At 41.0% G+C, this 14941-nt stretch carries 16 protein-coding genes; 12 read left to right on the top strand and 4 right to left on the bottom strand.

Translation table 11 applies throughout. From position 1 onward, the window contains the following. Nucleotides 1-2 precede the first annotated feature (2 nt). Nucleotides 3-662 carry a phosphatidylserine decarboxylase family protein gene (locus BMY70_RS26065; RefSeq protein ID WP_090340353.1) on the top strand — a complete coding sequence of 220 codons (660 nt, stop codon included), beginning with the start codon at nucleotides 3-5 and terminating at the stop codon, nucleotides 660-662. On the opposite strand, the gene BMY70_RS26060 is transcribed toward BMY70_RS26065, so the two are convergent. Both BMY70_RS26060 and BMY70_RS26055 read right to left on the bottom strand, forming a co-directional pair. Continuing rightward, nucleotides 654-1274 carry a rhomboid family intramembrane serine protease gene (locus tag BMY70_RS26060; RefSeq protein WP_090340350.1) on the bottom strand — a complete coding sequence of 207 codons (621 nt, stop codon included), beginning with the start codon at nucleotides 1272-1274 and terminating at the stop codon, nucleotides 654-656. The two genes, BMY70_RS26065 and BMY70_RS26060, sit on opposite strands and share 9 nt — an antisense overlap. A gap of 54 nt (nucleotides 1275-1328) precedes the next feature. Then, nucleotides 1329-2303, bottom strand: coding sequence for a polyprenyl synthetase family protein (locus BMY70_RS26055; RefSeq protein ID WP_090340347.1), 975 nt, complete (start codon nucleotides 2301-2303; stop codon nucleotides 1329-1331). 346 nt (nucleotides 2304-2649) lie between these two features. On the opposite strand from BMY70_RS26055, the gene BMY70_RS26050 reads away from it, so the two are divergent. Beyond that, complete coding sequence (locus BMY70_RS26050; RefSeq protein WP_090340344.1) at nucleotides 2650-3480, top strand: aminotransferase class IV; 831 nt, start codon at nucleotides 2650-2652, stop codon at nucleotides 3478-3480. A 202-nt stretch (nucleotides 3481-3682) separates the two neighbouring features. Here BMY70_RS26050 and thiL read toward each other — a convergent pair whose 3' ends face one another. Beyond that, a complete protein-coding gene (thiL, locus tag BMY70_RS26045) occupies nucleotides 3683-4705 on the bottom strand; it encodes a thiamine-phosphate kinase (RefSeq protein ID WP_090340342.1) in 1023 nt (340 codons plus the stop codon). Between the two features lie 112 nt (nucleotides 4706-4817). After that, complete coding sequence (locus tag BMY70_RS26040) at nucleotides 4818-5267, bottom strand: hypothetical protein (protein WP_229209784.1); 450 nt, start codon at nucleotides 5265-5267, stop codon at nucleotides 4818-4820. Nucleotides 5268-5406: 139 nt separating this feature from the next. Between BMY70_RS26040 and BMY70_RS26035 the strand changes: the two genes are divergently transcribed. From BMY70_RS26035 to BMY70_RS25990, 10 genes are all read left to right on the top strand, one after another. Beyond that, entirely contained in the window at nucleotides 5407-5643 is a 237-nt protein-coding gene (locus BMY70_RS26035; protein ID WP_090340340.1) for a cytochrome b5 domain-containing protein, read from the top strand. 10 nt (nucleotides 5644-5653) lie between these two features. After that, nucleotides 5654-6517 carry an N-acetylglucosamine kinase gene (locus BMY70_RS26030; protein ID WP_090340337.1) on the top strand — a complete coding sequence of 288 codons (864 nt, stop codon included), beginning with the start codon at nucleotides 5654-5656 and terminating at the stop codon, nucleotides 6515-6517. A gap of 60 nt (nucleotides 6518-6577) precedes the next feature. Further along, nucleotides 6578-7822 (top strand): sensor histidine kinase, encoded by a 1245-nt coding sequence (locus BMY70_RS26025; RefSeq protein WP_090340334.1) that lies wholly within the window; start codon nucleotides 6578-6580, stop codon nucleotides 7820-7822. A gap of 33 nt (nucleotides 7823-7855) precedes the next feature. Beyond that, nucleotides 7856-8542, top strand: a complete 687-nt coding sequence (locus tag BMY70_RS26020) for a response regulator transcription factor (RefSeq protein ID WP_090340331.1) — start codon at nucleotides 7856-7858, stop codon at nucleotides 8540-8542. Nucleotides 8543-8631: 89 nt separating this feature from the next. Beyond that, nucleotides 8632-8871, top strand: coding sequence for a 50S ribosomal protein L28 (gene rpmB / locus BMY70_RS26015; protein ID WP_031528537.1), 240 nt, complete (start codon nucleotides 8632-8634; stop codon nucleotides 8869-8871). A 142-nt stretch (nucleotides 8872-9013) separates the two neighbouring features. Next, nucleotides 9014-9514 (top strand): 2-amino-4-hydroxy-6-hydroxymethyldihydropteridine diphosphokinase, encoded by a 501-nt coding sequence (gene folK, locus BMY70_RS26010; protein ID WP_090340328.1) that lies wholly within the window; start codon nucleotides 9014-9016, stop codon nucleotides 9512-9514. A gap of 264 nt (nucleotides 9515-9778) precedes the next feature. Beyond that, nucleotides 9779-12178 (top strand): TonB-dependent receptor, encoded by a 2400-nt coding sequence (locus BMY70_RS26005; RefSeq protein ID WP_090340325.1) that lies wholly within the window; start codon nucleotides 9779-9781, stop codon nucleotides 12176-12178. 6 nt (nucleotides 12179-12184) lie between these two features. Then, on the top strand, nucleotides 12185-13114 hold the full coding sequence (locus BMY70_RS26000) for a DUF4249 domain-containing protein (RefSeq protein WP_090340323.1): 930 nt from the start codon (nucleotides 12185-12187) through the stop codon (nucleotides 13112-13114). 164 nt (nucleotides 13115-13278) lie between these two features. Continuing rightward, a complete protein-coding gene (locus tag BMY70_RS25995) occupies nucleotides 13279-14397 on the top strand; it encodes a DmpA family aminopeptidase (protein ID WP_090340320.1) in 1119 nt (372 codons plus the stop codon). A gap of 107 nt (nucleotides 14398-14504) precedes the next feature. Further along, entirely contained in the window at nucleotides 14505-14912 is a 408-nt protein-coding gene (locus BMY70_RS25990) for a hypothetical protein (RefSeq protein WP_229209783.1), read from the top strand. The last annotated feature ends 29 nt before the right edge of the window (nucleotides 14913-14941 follow it).

Below are 14941 nucleotides of genomic sequence, written 5' to 3'. Positions count from 1 at the left end.
TCATGAAACTTCATAAAGAAGGTTACACCATCATGGCGGTCGCCGCCATAATACTGATTGTGATAAATTTAGGCATACACATGTTGTTGCCTGATGGATACTGGATTCCTAGAATAACCTTAATTGCCAGTATATTTATCTTCTTCCTTATTGTACAATTCTTCCGTGTGCCATCACGGGTTGTAAATAAAGGTGAAACGCAGATCATCGCCCCGTGCGATGGAAAAGTGGTGGTAATTGAAGAAGTTGTAGAATCCGAATATTTTAAAGGTCCGAGACGTCAGATCAGCATTTTCATGTCTCCCATTAATGTCCATGTCAACTGGAATCCTGTCAGTGGCGTAATTCAATATTTCAAGTATCACCCAGGCCTCTACCTTGTCGCATGGCACCCGAAATCAAGTACAGAAAATGAGCGTACAACAGTAGTGACGCGTACTGCTTCGGGAGTTGATATTTTATTCCGCCAGATTGCAGGAGCTGCTGCGCGCCGTATCCGCTGGTACGTAAAAGAGGGAGACAAAGTTGAGCAAAGCACTGAAATGGGCTTTATCAAATTTGGCTCCCGCGTTGATATTTACGTCCCGCTTGATGCAGAAATTAAAGTAAATCTTCAAGACAAAACAGTTGGTAGTGTTACCGTTCTGGCAGAATTAAAATAATCGCCAGGTTGCGATTTGCTGAAAAAAGCCTGGCACTGCGGCCGGATAAACGACAGCCATAAACACTAATCCAAAAACGGCACCATAAATATGGGCGCTGTGGTTGACATAACTTCTGCCACGGCGTCCTTCATAGATCGAATAACCCAGGAACAATATCCCGAAAATAAAACCTGGCATACAAATAAAGAAATAAAGGCAAACCTGCATGAGCGGAGCGTATAAAAACGCCGCGAATAATACAGAGGATACACCTCCCGAAGCTCCCAGGGAATTATAGTTTGAATCATTTTTATGTTTCAGAAATGTCGGAATATCTGAGACAATAATACCAACGATATATAAGAACAGATAATAAGCCGCTCCGCTTGGTCCAAAAAGCATGGCAAAAAGTCTCTCGATTCCTTCTCCGACAAACCACAAACTGAGCATATTAAAGATCAGGTGACCGAAATCGGCATGAATAAATCCGGATGTAATAAACCGGTAATATTCGTTTCTTTTCGTAACCCGGTATGGGTTCATGATCAGCTTGTCCATTAAAAGAGTATTGCTGAATGCATAATAACTTATACCGGAGGTTATTATGATTAATATGAGGGTGATCGACATAGGATTCTTATTGGTAATTTAAATGTGAAAGCTGCATTAATTACTTGGTCAACTTTATTGTTCCCGTTCAACCAGTTGATGAACAAATTCAAGAAGATTTTTCTTGCGTTCATAAGGAACAGATAATCTTTCCAGACAATCAATTCCCTTGGAAAAATAGCTGTTGATTTTTTCTTCCGTCAATGCCCGGATACCCAAGGTATCATAAATACCTCGAACTGCGTTTACTTTTTCTTCCTTATCAAACGTTTCGGCGGAAATCCATTCATTCAATTCTGCCGCTATAGTGCCTTCGGCTTTTGATAATGCCTCAATCAGTAAGAAAGTTTTTTTATTGGCAATAATATCACCGCCAACCTGTTTTCCAAATTTTGCCGGATCTCCGTAAACATCCAGCAAATCATCTTTTAGTTGGAAACCGATTCCCATACTTTCGCCAGCCTCATAAAGCAGTTGTGCTGCTTCCATATCCGCTCCGCCAAGGATCCCGCCAAGTTCCAGGGCAAAACCCAAAAGGACGGAAGTTTTAAGGCGTATCATGTCTATGTATTCTTCCTCGGTAACATTCCAGCGGGTCTCAAAATTCATATCCAGCTGCTGACCTTCACAAACTTCTGACGCTGTTTTGTTAAAACGAATCAGAACATTTCGCAAATCTTCCTTTTTGATATCAATCAAAAGATCATAAGCCCTGATCAGCATAACGTCGCCGGACAGAATAGCCGTATTGGCATTCCATTTTTCATGCACAGTTAGCTTTCCCCGCCGCAATGGAGCTTTGTCCATGATGTCATCGTGCATCAGGGTGAAGTTATGAAACACCTCGACAGCAATCGCCGGTTTCAGGATATTTTTAAGGTCATCAGTATAAATTGACGCTGATAGTAATGTCAGAAGCGGACGGAAACGCTTACCGCCCAAAGCCATGATATAACGTATCGGTTCATAAAGTTCTGCAGGAGATTCTCCGTAAGAGGTTTGTTCTATTTCAGTTTGCAGGGTTTGCAGCAGATTTTCTGTTGTTGTCATTCGCGGTTTGTTACTACGTATTCAATTGTATTGAAAACGAATTATTTTGATCCGAAATTTTTTCGTTTTAAGAGAACTACGCAAAGTAGCTAAATCCTGTTGATAAACTCAAAGGTTAGTTGGATGAATGGTTTGGTATTTGAATTAAATGTATTGAACTACCAGAAAATGAAGCAATACGAAGTGGGTCAGGATTTATTTAGTTCAGCTGATTAAATCAAATGATATAATTGCCATATTTGAATATCGTTAATCTGTTCTGCGCCACGAATACACGAATTTGCACTAATATTCTTTGAGTAAATTCGTGAACATTTGTGTATTCGTGGCTAAAATAAAATACAAAATGCCATTTCATCTTTATTTCAACGGAGAAATTTCTCCCTTAGATTCAACTATTTTTAAATCAAACGACCTGGCCATTTTGCGCGGTTATGGCATGTTTGATTATTTCAGGACTTACAACGGCGTTCCTTTTCGCTGGGATGATTACTGGCAGCGTTTCGAAAATTCTGCTAAATTATTAAAACTCCCCCTTCCATTAAATCAGGAAGAAGCTGCGGAAATTCTTGCAGATCTGCATGCCTTATCTGGAGAACCGGAGGTTGCTTTTCGTTTTGTGTTAACGGGCGGTTATGCGCCTGATAGCGTACATGTGGTGAAGCCTAATTTTTTGATCCGGACAGAAGCGTTGCCGCAGGACAATCCGGCAGGTTTATTGAAAGGAATTAAAGTTTTGCCGTACCAATATGTGCGTGATCTGCCGGAAATTAAAACAACCAATTATGTACATATGGTTTTGATGGCAGACGAAATGAAAGAGCAAGGCGCATCTGATCTGCTTTTTTATAAGGATGGAGAAATAAGTGAATTAACGAGAAGCAATTTTTTTATTTTTAAAGGTGATACGCTGATTACTTCTGATACCAATATTTTAAGAGGAATTACCAGAAAAGTAGTTTTGGAATTAGCAAAGGAACATTTTAAAATAGAGGTTCGCCCACTGTTATATTCCGAACTGGCAACGGCTGACGAAGCATTTACAACAAGTTCAACGAAGTGGGTGATGCCTATCGTACAAATCGGAGATAATCTCGTCGGCGATGGAAAAGCAGGACAACGGACGCTTTCGCTGCAAGACTTATTTAAGAAAGTTGTTTTGGAATGGGGAAGATAATTGCTCTCCGTCCGATGGTTTCTTTACCGTTGGACGGAGAAAAACAATTGATATTTTTGTGACTGTAAATGTTGAAAAAATTTTGTTAAGCCAGCCGCTGGTTTAGATGTTTTCTTACCGGTCCGACGGCAAAAAAAGCCGTCGGACCGGTGGCTTGCAAAAAGCCTCTGGTATCATTTGAAATGCTTGATATACTATTGAATTAATTCCAGCCTTGTGCTGTAATCGGAACTCTGTTGTCTCCTTTGGTATGAAGTAAAACTTCGTCCTTTTTATCCGTCATATATCCGATTACGCTGATTTTTGGATTGTTTTTGATTTTGTCATAATCACTTTGCGGGATTGTGAAAAGCAATTCGTAATCTTCTCCACCATTTAAAGCTGCTGTTATCGGCCCGATATTGAGCTCGACAGCACCCATGTAAGTCTGCTCGTCTATTGGAAGCTTGTCTTCAAAAACGAGCGCACCAACGCCGGATTGTGAACAAAGATGTAAAAGATCAGAAGCAAGACCGTCAGAAACGTCAATCATGGAAGTCGGGATACAACCAGCACCAGCAAGTTCATAAACGACATCCATCCGCGCTTCCGGGCGGAGTTGTCTTTGAATCACATATTCTTTTCCGTCAAGCTGAGGCTGCATATTAGGATCGGCAAGGAAAACCTGCTTCTCTCTCACCAATAATTGCAATCCGATATATGCACCACCCAAATCGCCGGAAACGCATAAAAGATCGTTTGCTTTGGCGGTATTCCGGTAAGTAATTCTGTCTTTCGCTACACGTCCGAAGACGCTTACGGAAATAAATAATCCCGATAACGAAGAAGAAGTATCGCCGCCGACAAGATCTACATTGAAATCTTTGCAGGCAGCTTTCATGCCTTCGTACAATTCTTCAACCGCTTCTACGGAGAAACGGTTACTCAAAGCGATACCTACTGTAACCTGGCGCGGAACTCCGTTCATTGCCGCCACGTCTGACACATTTATGGCAATTGCCTTGTACCCTAAATGTTTTAAAGGAAAAAATGAAAGGTCAAAGTGAACGCCTTCCAAAAGGATATCGGTTGATAATAATCCGAATTCTGTTCCAAGATCTATAACGGCCGAGTCGTCGCCGATACCTTTGATACTTTCAGGTAAATTATTTTTAAGTCCTTCGTTAAGTCTTTTAATAAGACCGAATTCGCCTAAATTGCTGATTTCTGTTCTTGATTCTGCCATGTTACAAAGTTAGCTAAAATAGACGAAGCCATCTCCCGCGGAAATGGCTTCGTCTATTTGAATAAAATTTCAGTCCTAAAAGTTCACTACGGCTTTCAAACCGTGCCTCAACTTATGGATTTGATAATGTATATTGATTGATTGTATTTCCGGTTTTTAAACTGCCATCTAGGCGCGTTAATACTACTTTATTATCTTCCAGTGAGTTGATTGTAAATTTAATAGTCCCGTTGCTTCCGCTTGGCTGTGGATTTAAGCCTGAAAGAACAAGCGTGGTTTCACCTTCCAGAGCCCATGTTCCGTTAAAAGTGTTTTTATCAAATTCCGTATAAGCGACGGTTCCTGTTGACGATAATGCTAAACGAAAATCCGAATATCTTGCCTCGTTATTAGAAGCACCCCCACGTGTGTAAACCACCACTGTTCCGTGTTTTACCGTTTCGGCTGTCCATGTTTTGGCGATACGTTCGGAAACGGGTTTTTTTGAATCTTTCTTACAACCTGCTGTTATCAATGTGAGCACCAGCATAATACTCCAAAACAAAGTATATTTTCTTTCCATTTTATTTTTCACGGATGATTTTCTTAATTAAACGCCAAGTTCAGATTTTTTAGTCTTATTATCAAAATAATCTGAAATGTCGCCTTAAATTCCGGGCATAATTATTGAACGTATCTAGCGCAGCGGTAAACCAAAGTGAATGAAAGAGTATACAAAATCCCAGCTCGCATTAAGAAACGGGCAGGATCGCGAAGAAATATGGTGTGCTTATCAGGGCCTTATATATGATGTAACCAGTTCCCGACTTTGGCGAAACGGTCACCATTATGAACATTGGGCTGGCCAGGATCTAACAAAGGAACTGGGCGACGCACCTCACACAGAACGTGTTTTTGAGCGGTTTAAAGTTATCGGTAAATTAACAGAACCTTTTTAATTATCAGAGTTTGAAACAAAGTACCTATTTAATCGCCGACAGCGGTTCCACAAAAACGGACTGGCTGGTGGCAGTTCCCGGAAAAACACCTGTTCGTTTTCATTCCAGCGGCTTAAATCCATTTTATCAGACGAAGGATGAAGTGTTGGAAATAATAGAAAAAGAAGTCATTCCTTATCTTTATAATACAATTGATCAGGTATTTTTTTATGGTGCGGGATGTGCAGATAAAACGACAAGCCGGCCTATCTATGATGCATTGGCTGAAATTATTCCGTCTGCCGAAATTATAGAAGTGGCCTCTGATATGCTGGCAGCAGCAAGAGGATTGTGCCAGAATGAAGCTGGGATTGCATGTATTTTGGGAACCGGTGCCAATAATACTTTCTATGATGGCAAGAAGATGGTCCATTCCATCGGATCACTGGGCTTTTGGCTTGGCGACGAAGGCAGCGGATCCTATCTTGGGAAAACATTATTGGTTCATTTTCTTCAAAAAGAATTGCCGGAAGATTTGGATAAACAATTTGAAGAAAGTTATCCTGGCACAAACCGGCTAACTGTTTTGGAAAAAGTTTACAGGCAGCCTTTCCCAAATCGCTATTTTGCAACTTTTTCACATTTTATCTCAAAAAATATTAAACATCCGTTTATCCATAAAATGGTCAGCGATGCGTTTATTCTTTTTACAGAGAAATATATTCTGAAACATAAGGATGCCGAGATGTATCCGATTCATTTTACCGGTTCAATCGCGTTTTATTATCAGGATATTCTGAAATCAGTTTTAGAAGAAAAAGGGCTGATGCCCGGAAAGATTTTAAAGTCGCCGATGGAAATGCTTTTTGATTATCATGTAAAGACAGAGATGTAAGAAATCTTGACTGGCATAAGCTACGATAGTCATTAACTTTATCCAGTAATCACTTTATCAATGCCGAGACGTTCTATTCGATGGCTTACTTTATTTTCTGCGCTTCTGATTATTGGCGTGGTGATTACCCAGATTTATTGGGTAAAACAGGCACTCGACCTGCGTCACCGGCAATTTAATCAGAATGCGCATGTTGCTTTACAGGACGTTGCGCAGGAGCTCGCCACCGTTAATGGCGTAATGCAGACTTCAAATCCCGTAGAGCAATTATCACCGGAATATTTTCTGGTGAATACGAATGCGACCACGCAACCCGATCTGCTGGAACATTTTATCAAAGACAGTTTTCAAAAACATAATCTGATCACGGATTTTGAAATCGGAATTTACGATTGTACGACCGACAGAATGCGTTACGGGATGTCTTTAAGCACAAAAACAAATGATAAGACAAGCGTAAAAATTAATAATTGGGTCAAAACCGACAAATATCCCTATTACTTCGGCGTGCGGTTTCCACAGCAGTCGGCATATATAGTCGGAAATTTGAACGGCTGGATTTGGTCATCTATGCTGGTGCTTCTGGCCGTTTGTTTTTTTGCCTATGCACTGTTTGTCATTTTAAGACAAAAACATTTGTCGGAAGTTCAGCGGAATTTTGTCAATAATATGACGCACGAACTTCAGACGCCGATTTCTACCATCCGTATTGCAGCAGATGTGCTTAATTCGGATATTATTACAACGCAGCCGGAACGGCATAAGCGATACGTCCATATCGTTCAGGAGGAGATTGCAAGATTGCAGAATCAAGTGGAAATGGTGCTTTCCATGGCCAAGGCAGAAAGACATGCCCTGGTTCTGAAAAAAGAAATTGTAGATGTCCATCACGTTATAGAGTCTATTTTACTGCCGTTTGAAGGAAAGGTAAAGCTGAGATTTGAAGCGATGCAGCCTTGTGTCGAGGCTGATCCATTTCATTTGAGGAACATGATCACCAACCTGATTGATAATGCGATCAAATATTCTGTTGATAGGCCGGAAGTTGTGGTTAGGACTTTTAATAAAAGAAGCTGTCTCTTTATTTGTGTTGAAGATAAGGGTGTCGGAATCGCACCGGAGTTTCAGAAGAAGATTTTTAACAAATTTTTCCGGATTTCCTCGGGTGATGTGCATAATGTAAAAGGCTCTGGCATAGGTCTCAGTTATGTAAAACAAATTGTACGTTCGCATCACTGGCATCTGGAATTGGACAGTGCGTTGGGAAAAGGAAGCATATTTACAATTTCGATCCCTCAGAAATAATAATAAAAAGCTTTAAACCTAAAACCGAATAAATTGAAAAAGAAAATTTTGTACGTCGAGGACGACCCGAATCTTGCCTTCGCGACCAAGGATAATCTCGAAGCTTACGATTATGAAGTTGTTCATGCCGAAGATGGCGCGGAAGCCCTGGATGTTATCAATAAAGAACATTTTGATATTTGTGTGCTCGACGTGATGCTCCCTAAAATGGATGGTTTTACGCTGGCTGAAAATATCCGTAAATCGGATAAGCAGGTTCCGATCCTGTTTTTAACTGCACGATCTTTGCAGGAAGATAAAATTAAAGGACTTGAACTCGGAGCGGAGGATTATGTGACAAAACCTTTCAGTATACAGGAACTGATGCTGCGGATTGGCGTTATTTTGAGACGGAATAATTCAGGAAAACCTGTCTCCGCTCAGCCAAAAATCAATACGATCGGTAATTACAGTTTTGATTTCCAAAAACTTACTTTGTCCATAAACGGTAGCTTGCAAACGCTGACTTTCCGGGAAGCCGAGGTGCTGAAATATCTTTCTGAGCGTCCGGATCAGGTTATCCGACGAGACGAATTGCTGAAAGCGATCTGGGGAGATGACGATTATTTTATGGGAAGAAGTCTGGATGTATTTATTTCAAGATTGCGTAAATATCTGTCCTCAGACCCTGTAATCCGCATTGATAACGTGCACGGCGTGGGATTCAGAATGACATACTAACACATTCTTTTTCAAATATCTTTCATTTTTATTTGCACTAAAATAATAAGTTCCTATATTTGCACCCTCATTTGGAAAAATTGATCGTCATGGCTAAGGTTTGTCAAATTACTGGTAAAAGAACACGCGTTGGAAATAATGTTTCTCACGCTAACAATAAAACAAAACGTAAATTCTTCCCGAATTTACAAAAGAAACGTTTCTTCCTTCCTTCATCAGGAGAATGGGTTACGTTGAAAGTAGCTACTTCTGCTCTTCGTACAATCAACAAGAACGGTATCGAAGCTACGATCCAAAAAGCATACGATAAAGGAACACTTACGTTCTAAGAAATTTGCGAATTTATTGGAAAGGGACTTCTCTTATTCGGGGAGTCCTTTTTTTCGTCGATTCTCCGGATTTCAGGAATTGTCTGTTTCGTTTTATCAGGTAAAGAATTACAAATCATTGAACTGTTTTGCCGGATAGACTATGCATAACCTTTCCGCAAATCAAAATGTTTTTCTACTTCTGGGCTCCAATCTTGGAGAGCGGCTGCAAATTTTGCAGTCTGCGGCCGGATTGATTGAAGAGCGCGTTGGTGCTATCCGAACTGCCTCGTCTATCTATGAAACCGCGCCCTGGGGTGTGCTGGATCAGCCTGTTTTTCTTAATCAGATACTGGAAGTTCAGACAGAACTAATGCCTGAGGAAGTGCTCAGAATTATTCTGGAAATTGAGCATGAGCTTGGACGCATCCGCTATGAACGCTGGGGCGCCCGGGTGATCGATATTGATATGCTCTATTTCAACGATCTGGTACTCGATAGCGCACGTCTTACATTACCTCATCCACGACTTCATGAGCGAAGGTTTACGCTCGTTCCTCTTACTGAAATCGCACCTGATTTTCTTCATCCTCTTTTGCAAAAAACTTCCCGGGAATTGCTGGACAATTGTACCGATCCGGGAGCGGTTATAAAAATTTCATAAAAAAGTACTACTTCATATTTCACGTTGCAAATAGGATAATATTCCATTCACTCTCCATTTTACGCAGTTTATCATTTTTTAGTATTATTCTCAACTGATTATCACTTGTTTTGCATAACAATTGAAACGCGTCTCAAATTTATTTTTAAAAATAAATGGGGGTTAATGCCGGATCGATTGTCATCAGGATAGGAAAAGTTCAATTTTGCGTAACCGGTCGTAAAGATGCTAAGCCTGCCTTCTATTATCTACCAAAATTTTAGCATGAAAAATAAAGTACACAAGAAATGGATTGTGCTCCTGCTGTTTGTGATGAGTTTGCCAGCAGCTGCGCAGAATAAACATACTGTCAGTGGGTATGTAAAGGATCTTGCAAACGGAGAAGGGCTGATCGGCGTTTCCGTGTATGTGAAGGAAGTTGAAACCGGCGTAGTGACAAATCCGTATGGATTTTACTCGCTTACCCTTCCTAACGGCACTTATAATGTCGTTTTCTCCTACATTGGTTATCAGAAAATTTCGAAAACGGTTGATTTAAATACAGATCAGCGGGTCGACATTGAGATGTCGGATGAAAGTGAAAACTTGAAAGAAGTAACAATTTCAACTAAGAAAGAAGACGATAATGTAAGAAGTATTGAGATGTCAGTGAATAAGGTGGAAATGAAAACCATCAAAAAAATGCCGGCACTTCTGGGAGAAGTCGATTTGATCAGAAGTATTCAGCTATTGCCCGGCGTTACCACTGTTGGCGAGGGAGCTTCCGGATTTAACGTTCGTGGTGGTGACATTTCGCAAAACCTGGTCTTGCTTGATGAGGCTCCGGTTTATAACTCCTCTCACCTTTTCGGGTTTTTCTCTGTGTTTAATCCTGATGTTGTAAAAGATGTCAAGCTGATCAAAGGCGGTATTCCTGCTCAGTATGGCGGACGTATTTCTTCGATTCTTGATGTGAGGATGAAAGAAGGAAATGCAAAAAAGCGCGAAATTAATGGCGGAATTGGTTCTATATTTTCCCGGCTTACGTATGAACAACCTTTCGCTGCCGGAAAGGGGTCCTTTATCGTAGCCGGTCGTCGTTCTTATATCGACATTCTTGCCAAACCTTTTTTGAACAAAGATTTGAAAGATTCGAAGTTTAATTTTTATGATCTGACGGCCAAGGTAAATTATCGTTTAGGGAATAAGGATACATTCTTTGCTTCCGGTTATTTTGGTAAAGATGTTTTTGGTGGCGGAGATTTTGGTTTTGGCTGGGGAAATGCCACTGCAACAGCTCGCTGGAACCACATTTTTTCAAATAAATTGTTCATGAACCTGACTGGTTATTACAGTAACTACGATTATAATCTTGGTCAGAATGAAAATGATGAACAGGCGAAAGATCGTTTTGTCTGGAAATCCAAAATTATCAGCAAAAGTGTAAAACCAGATTTTACTTATTACATCACACCAAATAACCAGCTGACTTTTGGTGGTCAGTATATCAATTATGACTCACGCCCCGGAAAAGCCACAGCCGTTTCAGAAGGCGAAGGACTTAACCTGGATCTGCCATCACGCCATGCGGATGAATCAGCTTTGTACATTGCTAATGAGCAAAAATTAACAGACAGGATTTCCTTACAGTATGGTATCCGTTATTCTTACTATCGCAGCCTGGGGCCTGGAACTGAATATTTATATGGAGATACCACAGCGGGTATAAGAAAACAGCCGATTTTTCCAGGAACAGAATATGGCAAGGGTGATGTGATCAAAACATACGGAAATTGGGAGCCTCGTTTTGCAGTCAATGTAGGCATTACGTCCACCGCTTCTTTGAAATTGAGCTACAACCGGATGTCTCAATATCTTCACCTGTTGTCTAACACAGCCGCAAGTTCTCCTTTGGATGTTTGGACGCTGAGCTCTTCAAATATAAAACCTGAGCTTGCTGACCAGGTAGCTGCGGGATGGTTCCAGAATTTTAAGGATAATATGTTCGAGGCTTCTGTGGAGGTTTATTATAAAAAACTTCATAACCAGATTGACTATGTGACTGGCTCAGATTTGTTGCTGAATCAATTTGTTGAAGGTGATTTATTAACCGGAAAAGGCCGTGCTTACGGAGCTGAATTTTATTTGAAGAAAAACAAAGGCCGTTTAACAGGATGGATTAGCTACACTTTGTCGAAAACAGAAAGACAGGTCATGAGTATCAATAATGACAACTGGTTTCCGGCCCGTTTTGATAAGCCTCACAACTTCACTTCGGTTGCAATTTATGAGTTGAACAAGCGACTGACATTATCGTCAAACTTTACAATAACTTCCGGGACGCCGGCAACTTTTCCTACGAACGGATATTCATGGGGAGGAATATCTTTGGGAAACAACTATAATAATGTCAGAAACAATAACCGTATTCCAGCTTACCATAGACTGGATCTGGCGGCGACGCTCAAAGCCCGTAAGAAATTATTCGGTATTGGAGAAGGTGAATGGGTTTTTTCAATCTATAATGTCTACAACCGTCGGAATGCCTTCTCGGTATATACACGCCAGAATGATGATAAGCCAACGGTCAGCGACAGGACTCAGAATATGCTGAGAACAGAAGCTGTTCGCTATTCCGTGATTGGAAGTCTGATCCCTTCGGTTACCTATAATTTTAAGTTTTAATCAGCCATGAAAAAATATAAATTCTCAACAGTACGCATCTTTCAAACTTTGGCGCTGGTTCTGGCAATCGCCGGGTTATCAAGCTGCGAGGATGTCATTGATCTGAACACAGAGACCGGGCCGACGCAATTGGTTGTGGATGGTTGGATAACAAATCAGCCTGGAACGCAAACAATCACTTTAACCTGGTCATCTGCATATTTTGACAAAAATCCGATCAAACCGGTATTAGGTGCAAAAGTCACCGTGACGGATAACCTGGGGAAAGTCTACGAGTTCACGGATAAGGATGGAACTGGAAACTACACCTGGGGAAAATTGAATACTGATACTTTGGGGCATGTTGGTGGCAAATACTCTTTGAGAATCGAGCACGAGCAGGAAGTCTATACATCTAAAAATGAGATCAAACGTGTTCCGAAAATTGATTCTCTTGTATATACAAACGAAACGCTGCCGTTCACACCGGACGATGGACAAAAGACAGGCTATATCGCCGAGTTTTATGCCCGTGATTTTGCCGGAACCGGAGATACTTATTGGATTAAAGAAGTATTGAATGGAAAAACGAATGTGGATAAAGCAGAAAAGATTTCTATTGCCTGGGATGCAGCTTTTGGTGCAGGAGCACCTTCGGATGGTTTAATTTTTATTCAACCGTTGAGAAGATCTATTACTTATGATTCTTTATATCAGGCCGGCAGTCACGTGGGCGTTGAGTTGCATAGTATCACCAATGAAGCGTTTTACTTTTTGCAGCAAATTGTCGAGCAAAGTTCTAACGGAGGTTTGTTCGCTACGCCGATCGCCAACATTAAGTCAAATGTGATTAATGCAGATCCGAACGGAAGAAAAGCACTTGGGTATTTCGGAGCTTCGGCGGTAAGCAGAATGGAAACCGTTATTGATCCGAAAAAAGCACGCCCGGAAGATTGATCTCAAGGTCTCTTACTTCACTATAAAACGACATTTGTAAACCTTCTTTTTAAAACCGTCAGACACGATTTCTGGCGGTTTTTGTTTTTATAAATGCCCATCAGCGATTCAAGTGCAGGATTATAAGTTCTTTTCGTATATTGGAATTTCATAAAATCTTCCCGATGAAAAACGCACTCCTTACTCTTCTTCTGCTAACGACAATCCACGTTAATGCCCAAAAGAGGCCGCGCGAACTTGGAATAAAAATTGGTGTTTTACCGACTGGCACTTTTAATGCGATCACGGATGTTGCCGGTGTCAAGGTTGGTCAGGTTACTTTGACTGACGGTAAAGATATTCGCACCGGCGTCACAGCCATTTTGCCAAGAGAGGGAAATCTTTTTCAACAAAAAGTCCCGGCTGCAATTTATATAGGAAACGGCTTTGGAAAACTTGCAGGTTATTCTCAGGTTGAAGAACTGGGAACAATGGAAACACCGATAATTTTAACGAATACGTTAAGTGTCCCGACAGCTGCGGATGCTCTGATTGACTGGACTATTAATCAGAAAGGTAATGAAAATGTGCGATCGGTAAATCCCGTAGTTGGAGAAACGAATGACGGGTTTTTAAATGATATCCGTGGAAGACATGTGAAAAAAGAGCATGTTTTGCAGGCATTAATGAAAGCACAAACCGGAAAAGTGGATGAAGGAAATGTCGGTGCGGGAACGGGAACTGTTTGTTTTAATTTCAAAGGCGGAATCGGAACCTCTTCCAGAAAATTGCCTGAAAAACTGGGAGGATATACTGTCGGTGTCTTAACGCAGACAAATTTTGGCGGTGTTTTAAAAGTAAACGGTGTTCCTGTCGGAGAAGAATTAGGAAAATATGCTTTCAAAGAAACACTTGACAAATCTTCAGATGGATCCTGTATGATGATCATTGCCACAGATGCGCCGTTGGATGCCAGAAATTTGAAACGACTGGCAAAACGTGCTATCATGGGCATGGCTGAAACCGGCGGAATTGCTTCCAACGGAAGTGGAGATTATGTGATCGCGTTCTCAACAGCATACCAAATTCCGCATGAAACGAAGCAGGGAACTTCCAGTGTCACTCTCTTACATAACGATTACGTGTCGCCGCTTTTCATGGCAACAATAGAAGCGACGAATGAAGCCATTATTAATTCTCTATTTATGGCCAAAACTTCCGATGGTACGCAAAGTCATGCTGTTGAAGAATTACCTAAAGAAAAAGTCCTTGAAATCATGCGAAAATATGGCCGATTGAAGTAAGACTTACTTTTCCTTCTCGTTATTTACAGTTTATCAAAATGTTAATTCAGATAATTCCGGCAAACTACTTGCGATTGTAATATTTTGGTTTAAAATTTGCGGTTTAAATGAAGACCCGAATCGTGAAGACAAAAAAAGTTATCAACCAGACAATCAGCTTACTGCTAGCCGCCATGCTTTTGATGGTAGCCGGAGTGAAGTCATGGCCAAGTAACAGCGATACGGCTCAGCAATTTTCTAAAAGTGCCAAGGCGATCACAAAAGGAATTTCCAGTGATGCCGCCGCCAACACGCCTGACGATCATCAGGCGACGGTAAGTGCGCTTGCTCTCGACGCGGTTATTACGCCGGCCATTTCGTTTGATTTCTCTCATTATTTTTATTTTGCTCCACAGCCAGTCTGGCAATTTATTGAAAGCCAACATATTGTTGAAGTCGCTTTCCGGGAGTCGCATTTCTCGTTCTCCTGTTTCAGTCGAGTCTTTGCCAGATATATTGTCACCAATGCTCCGTGACAATGCGTCGTTGATCATGCAGATTGAAA

It is taken from the genome of Dyadobacter koreensis (assembly GCF_900108855.1).
GTDB lineage: Bacteria > Bacteroidota > Bacteroidia > Cytophagales > Spirosomataceae > Dyadobacter > Dyadobacter koreensis.
Note: the sequence above shows the minus strand (reverse complement) of the source record. Positions and strands in the feature narration are given on the sequence as shown.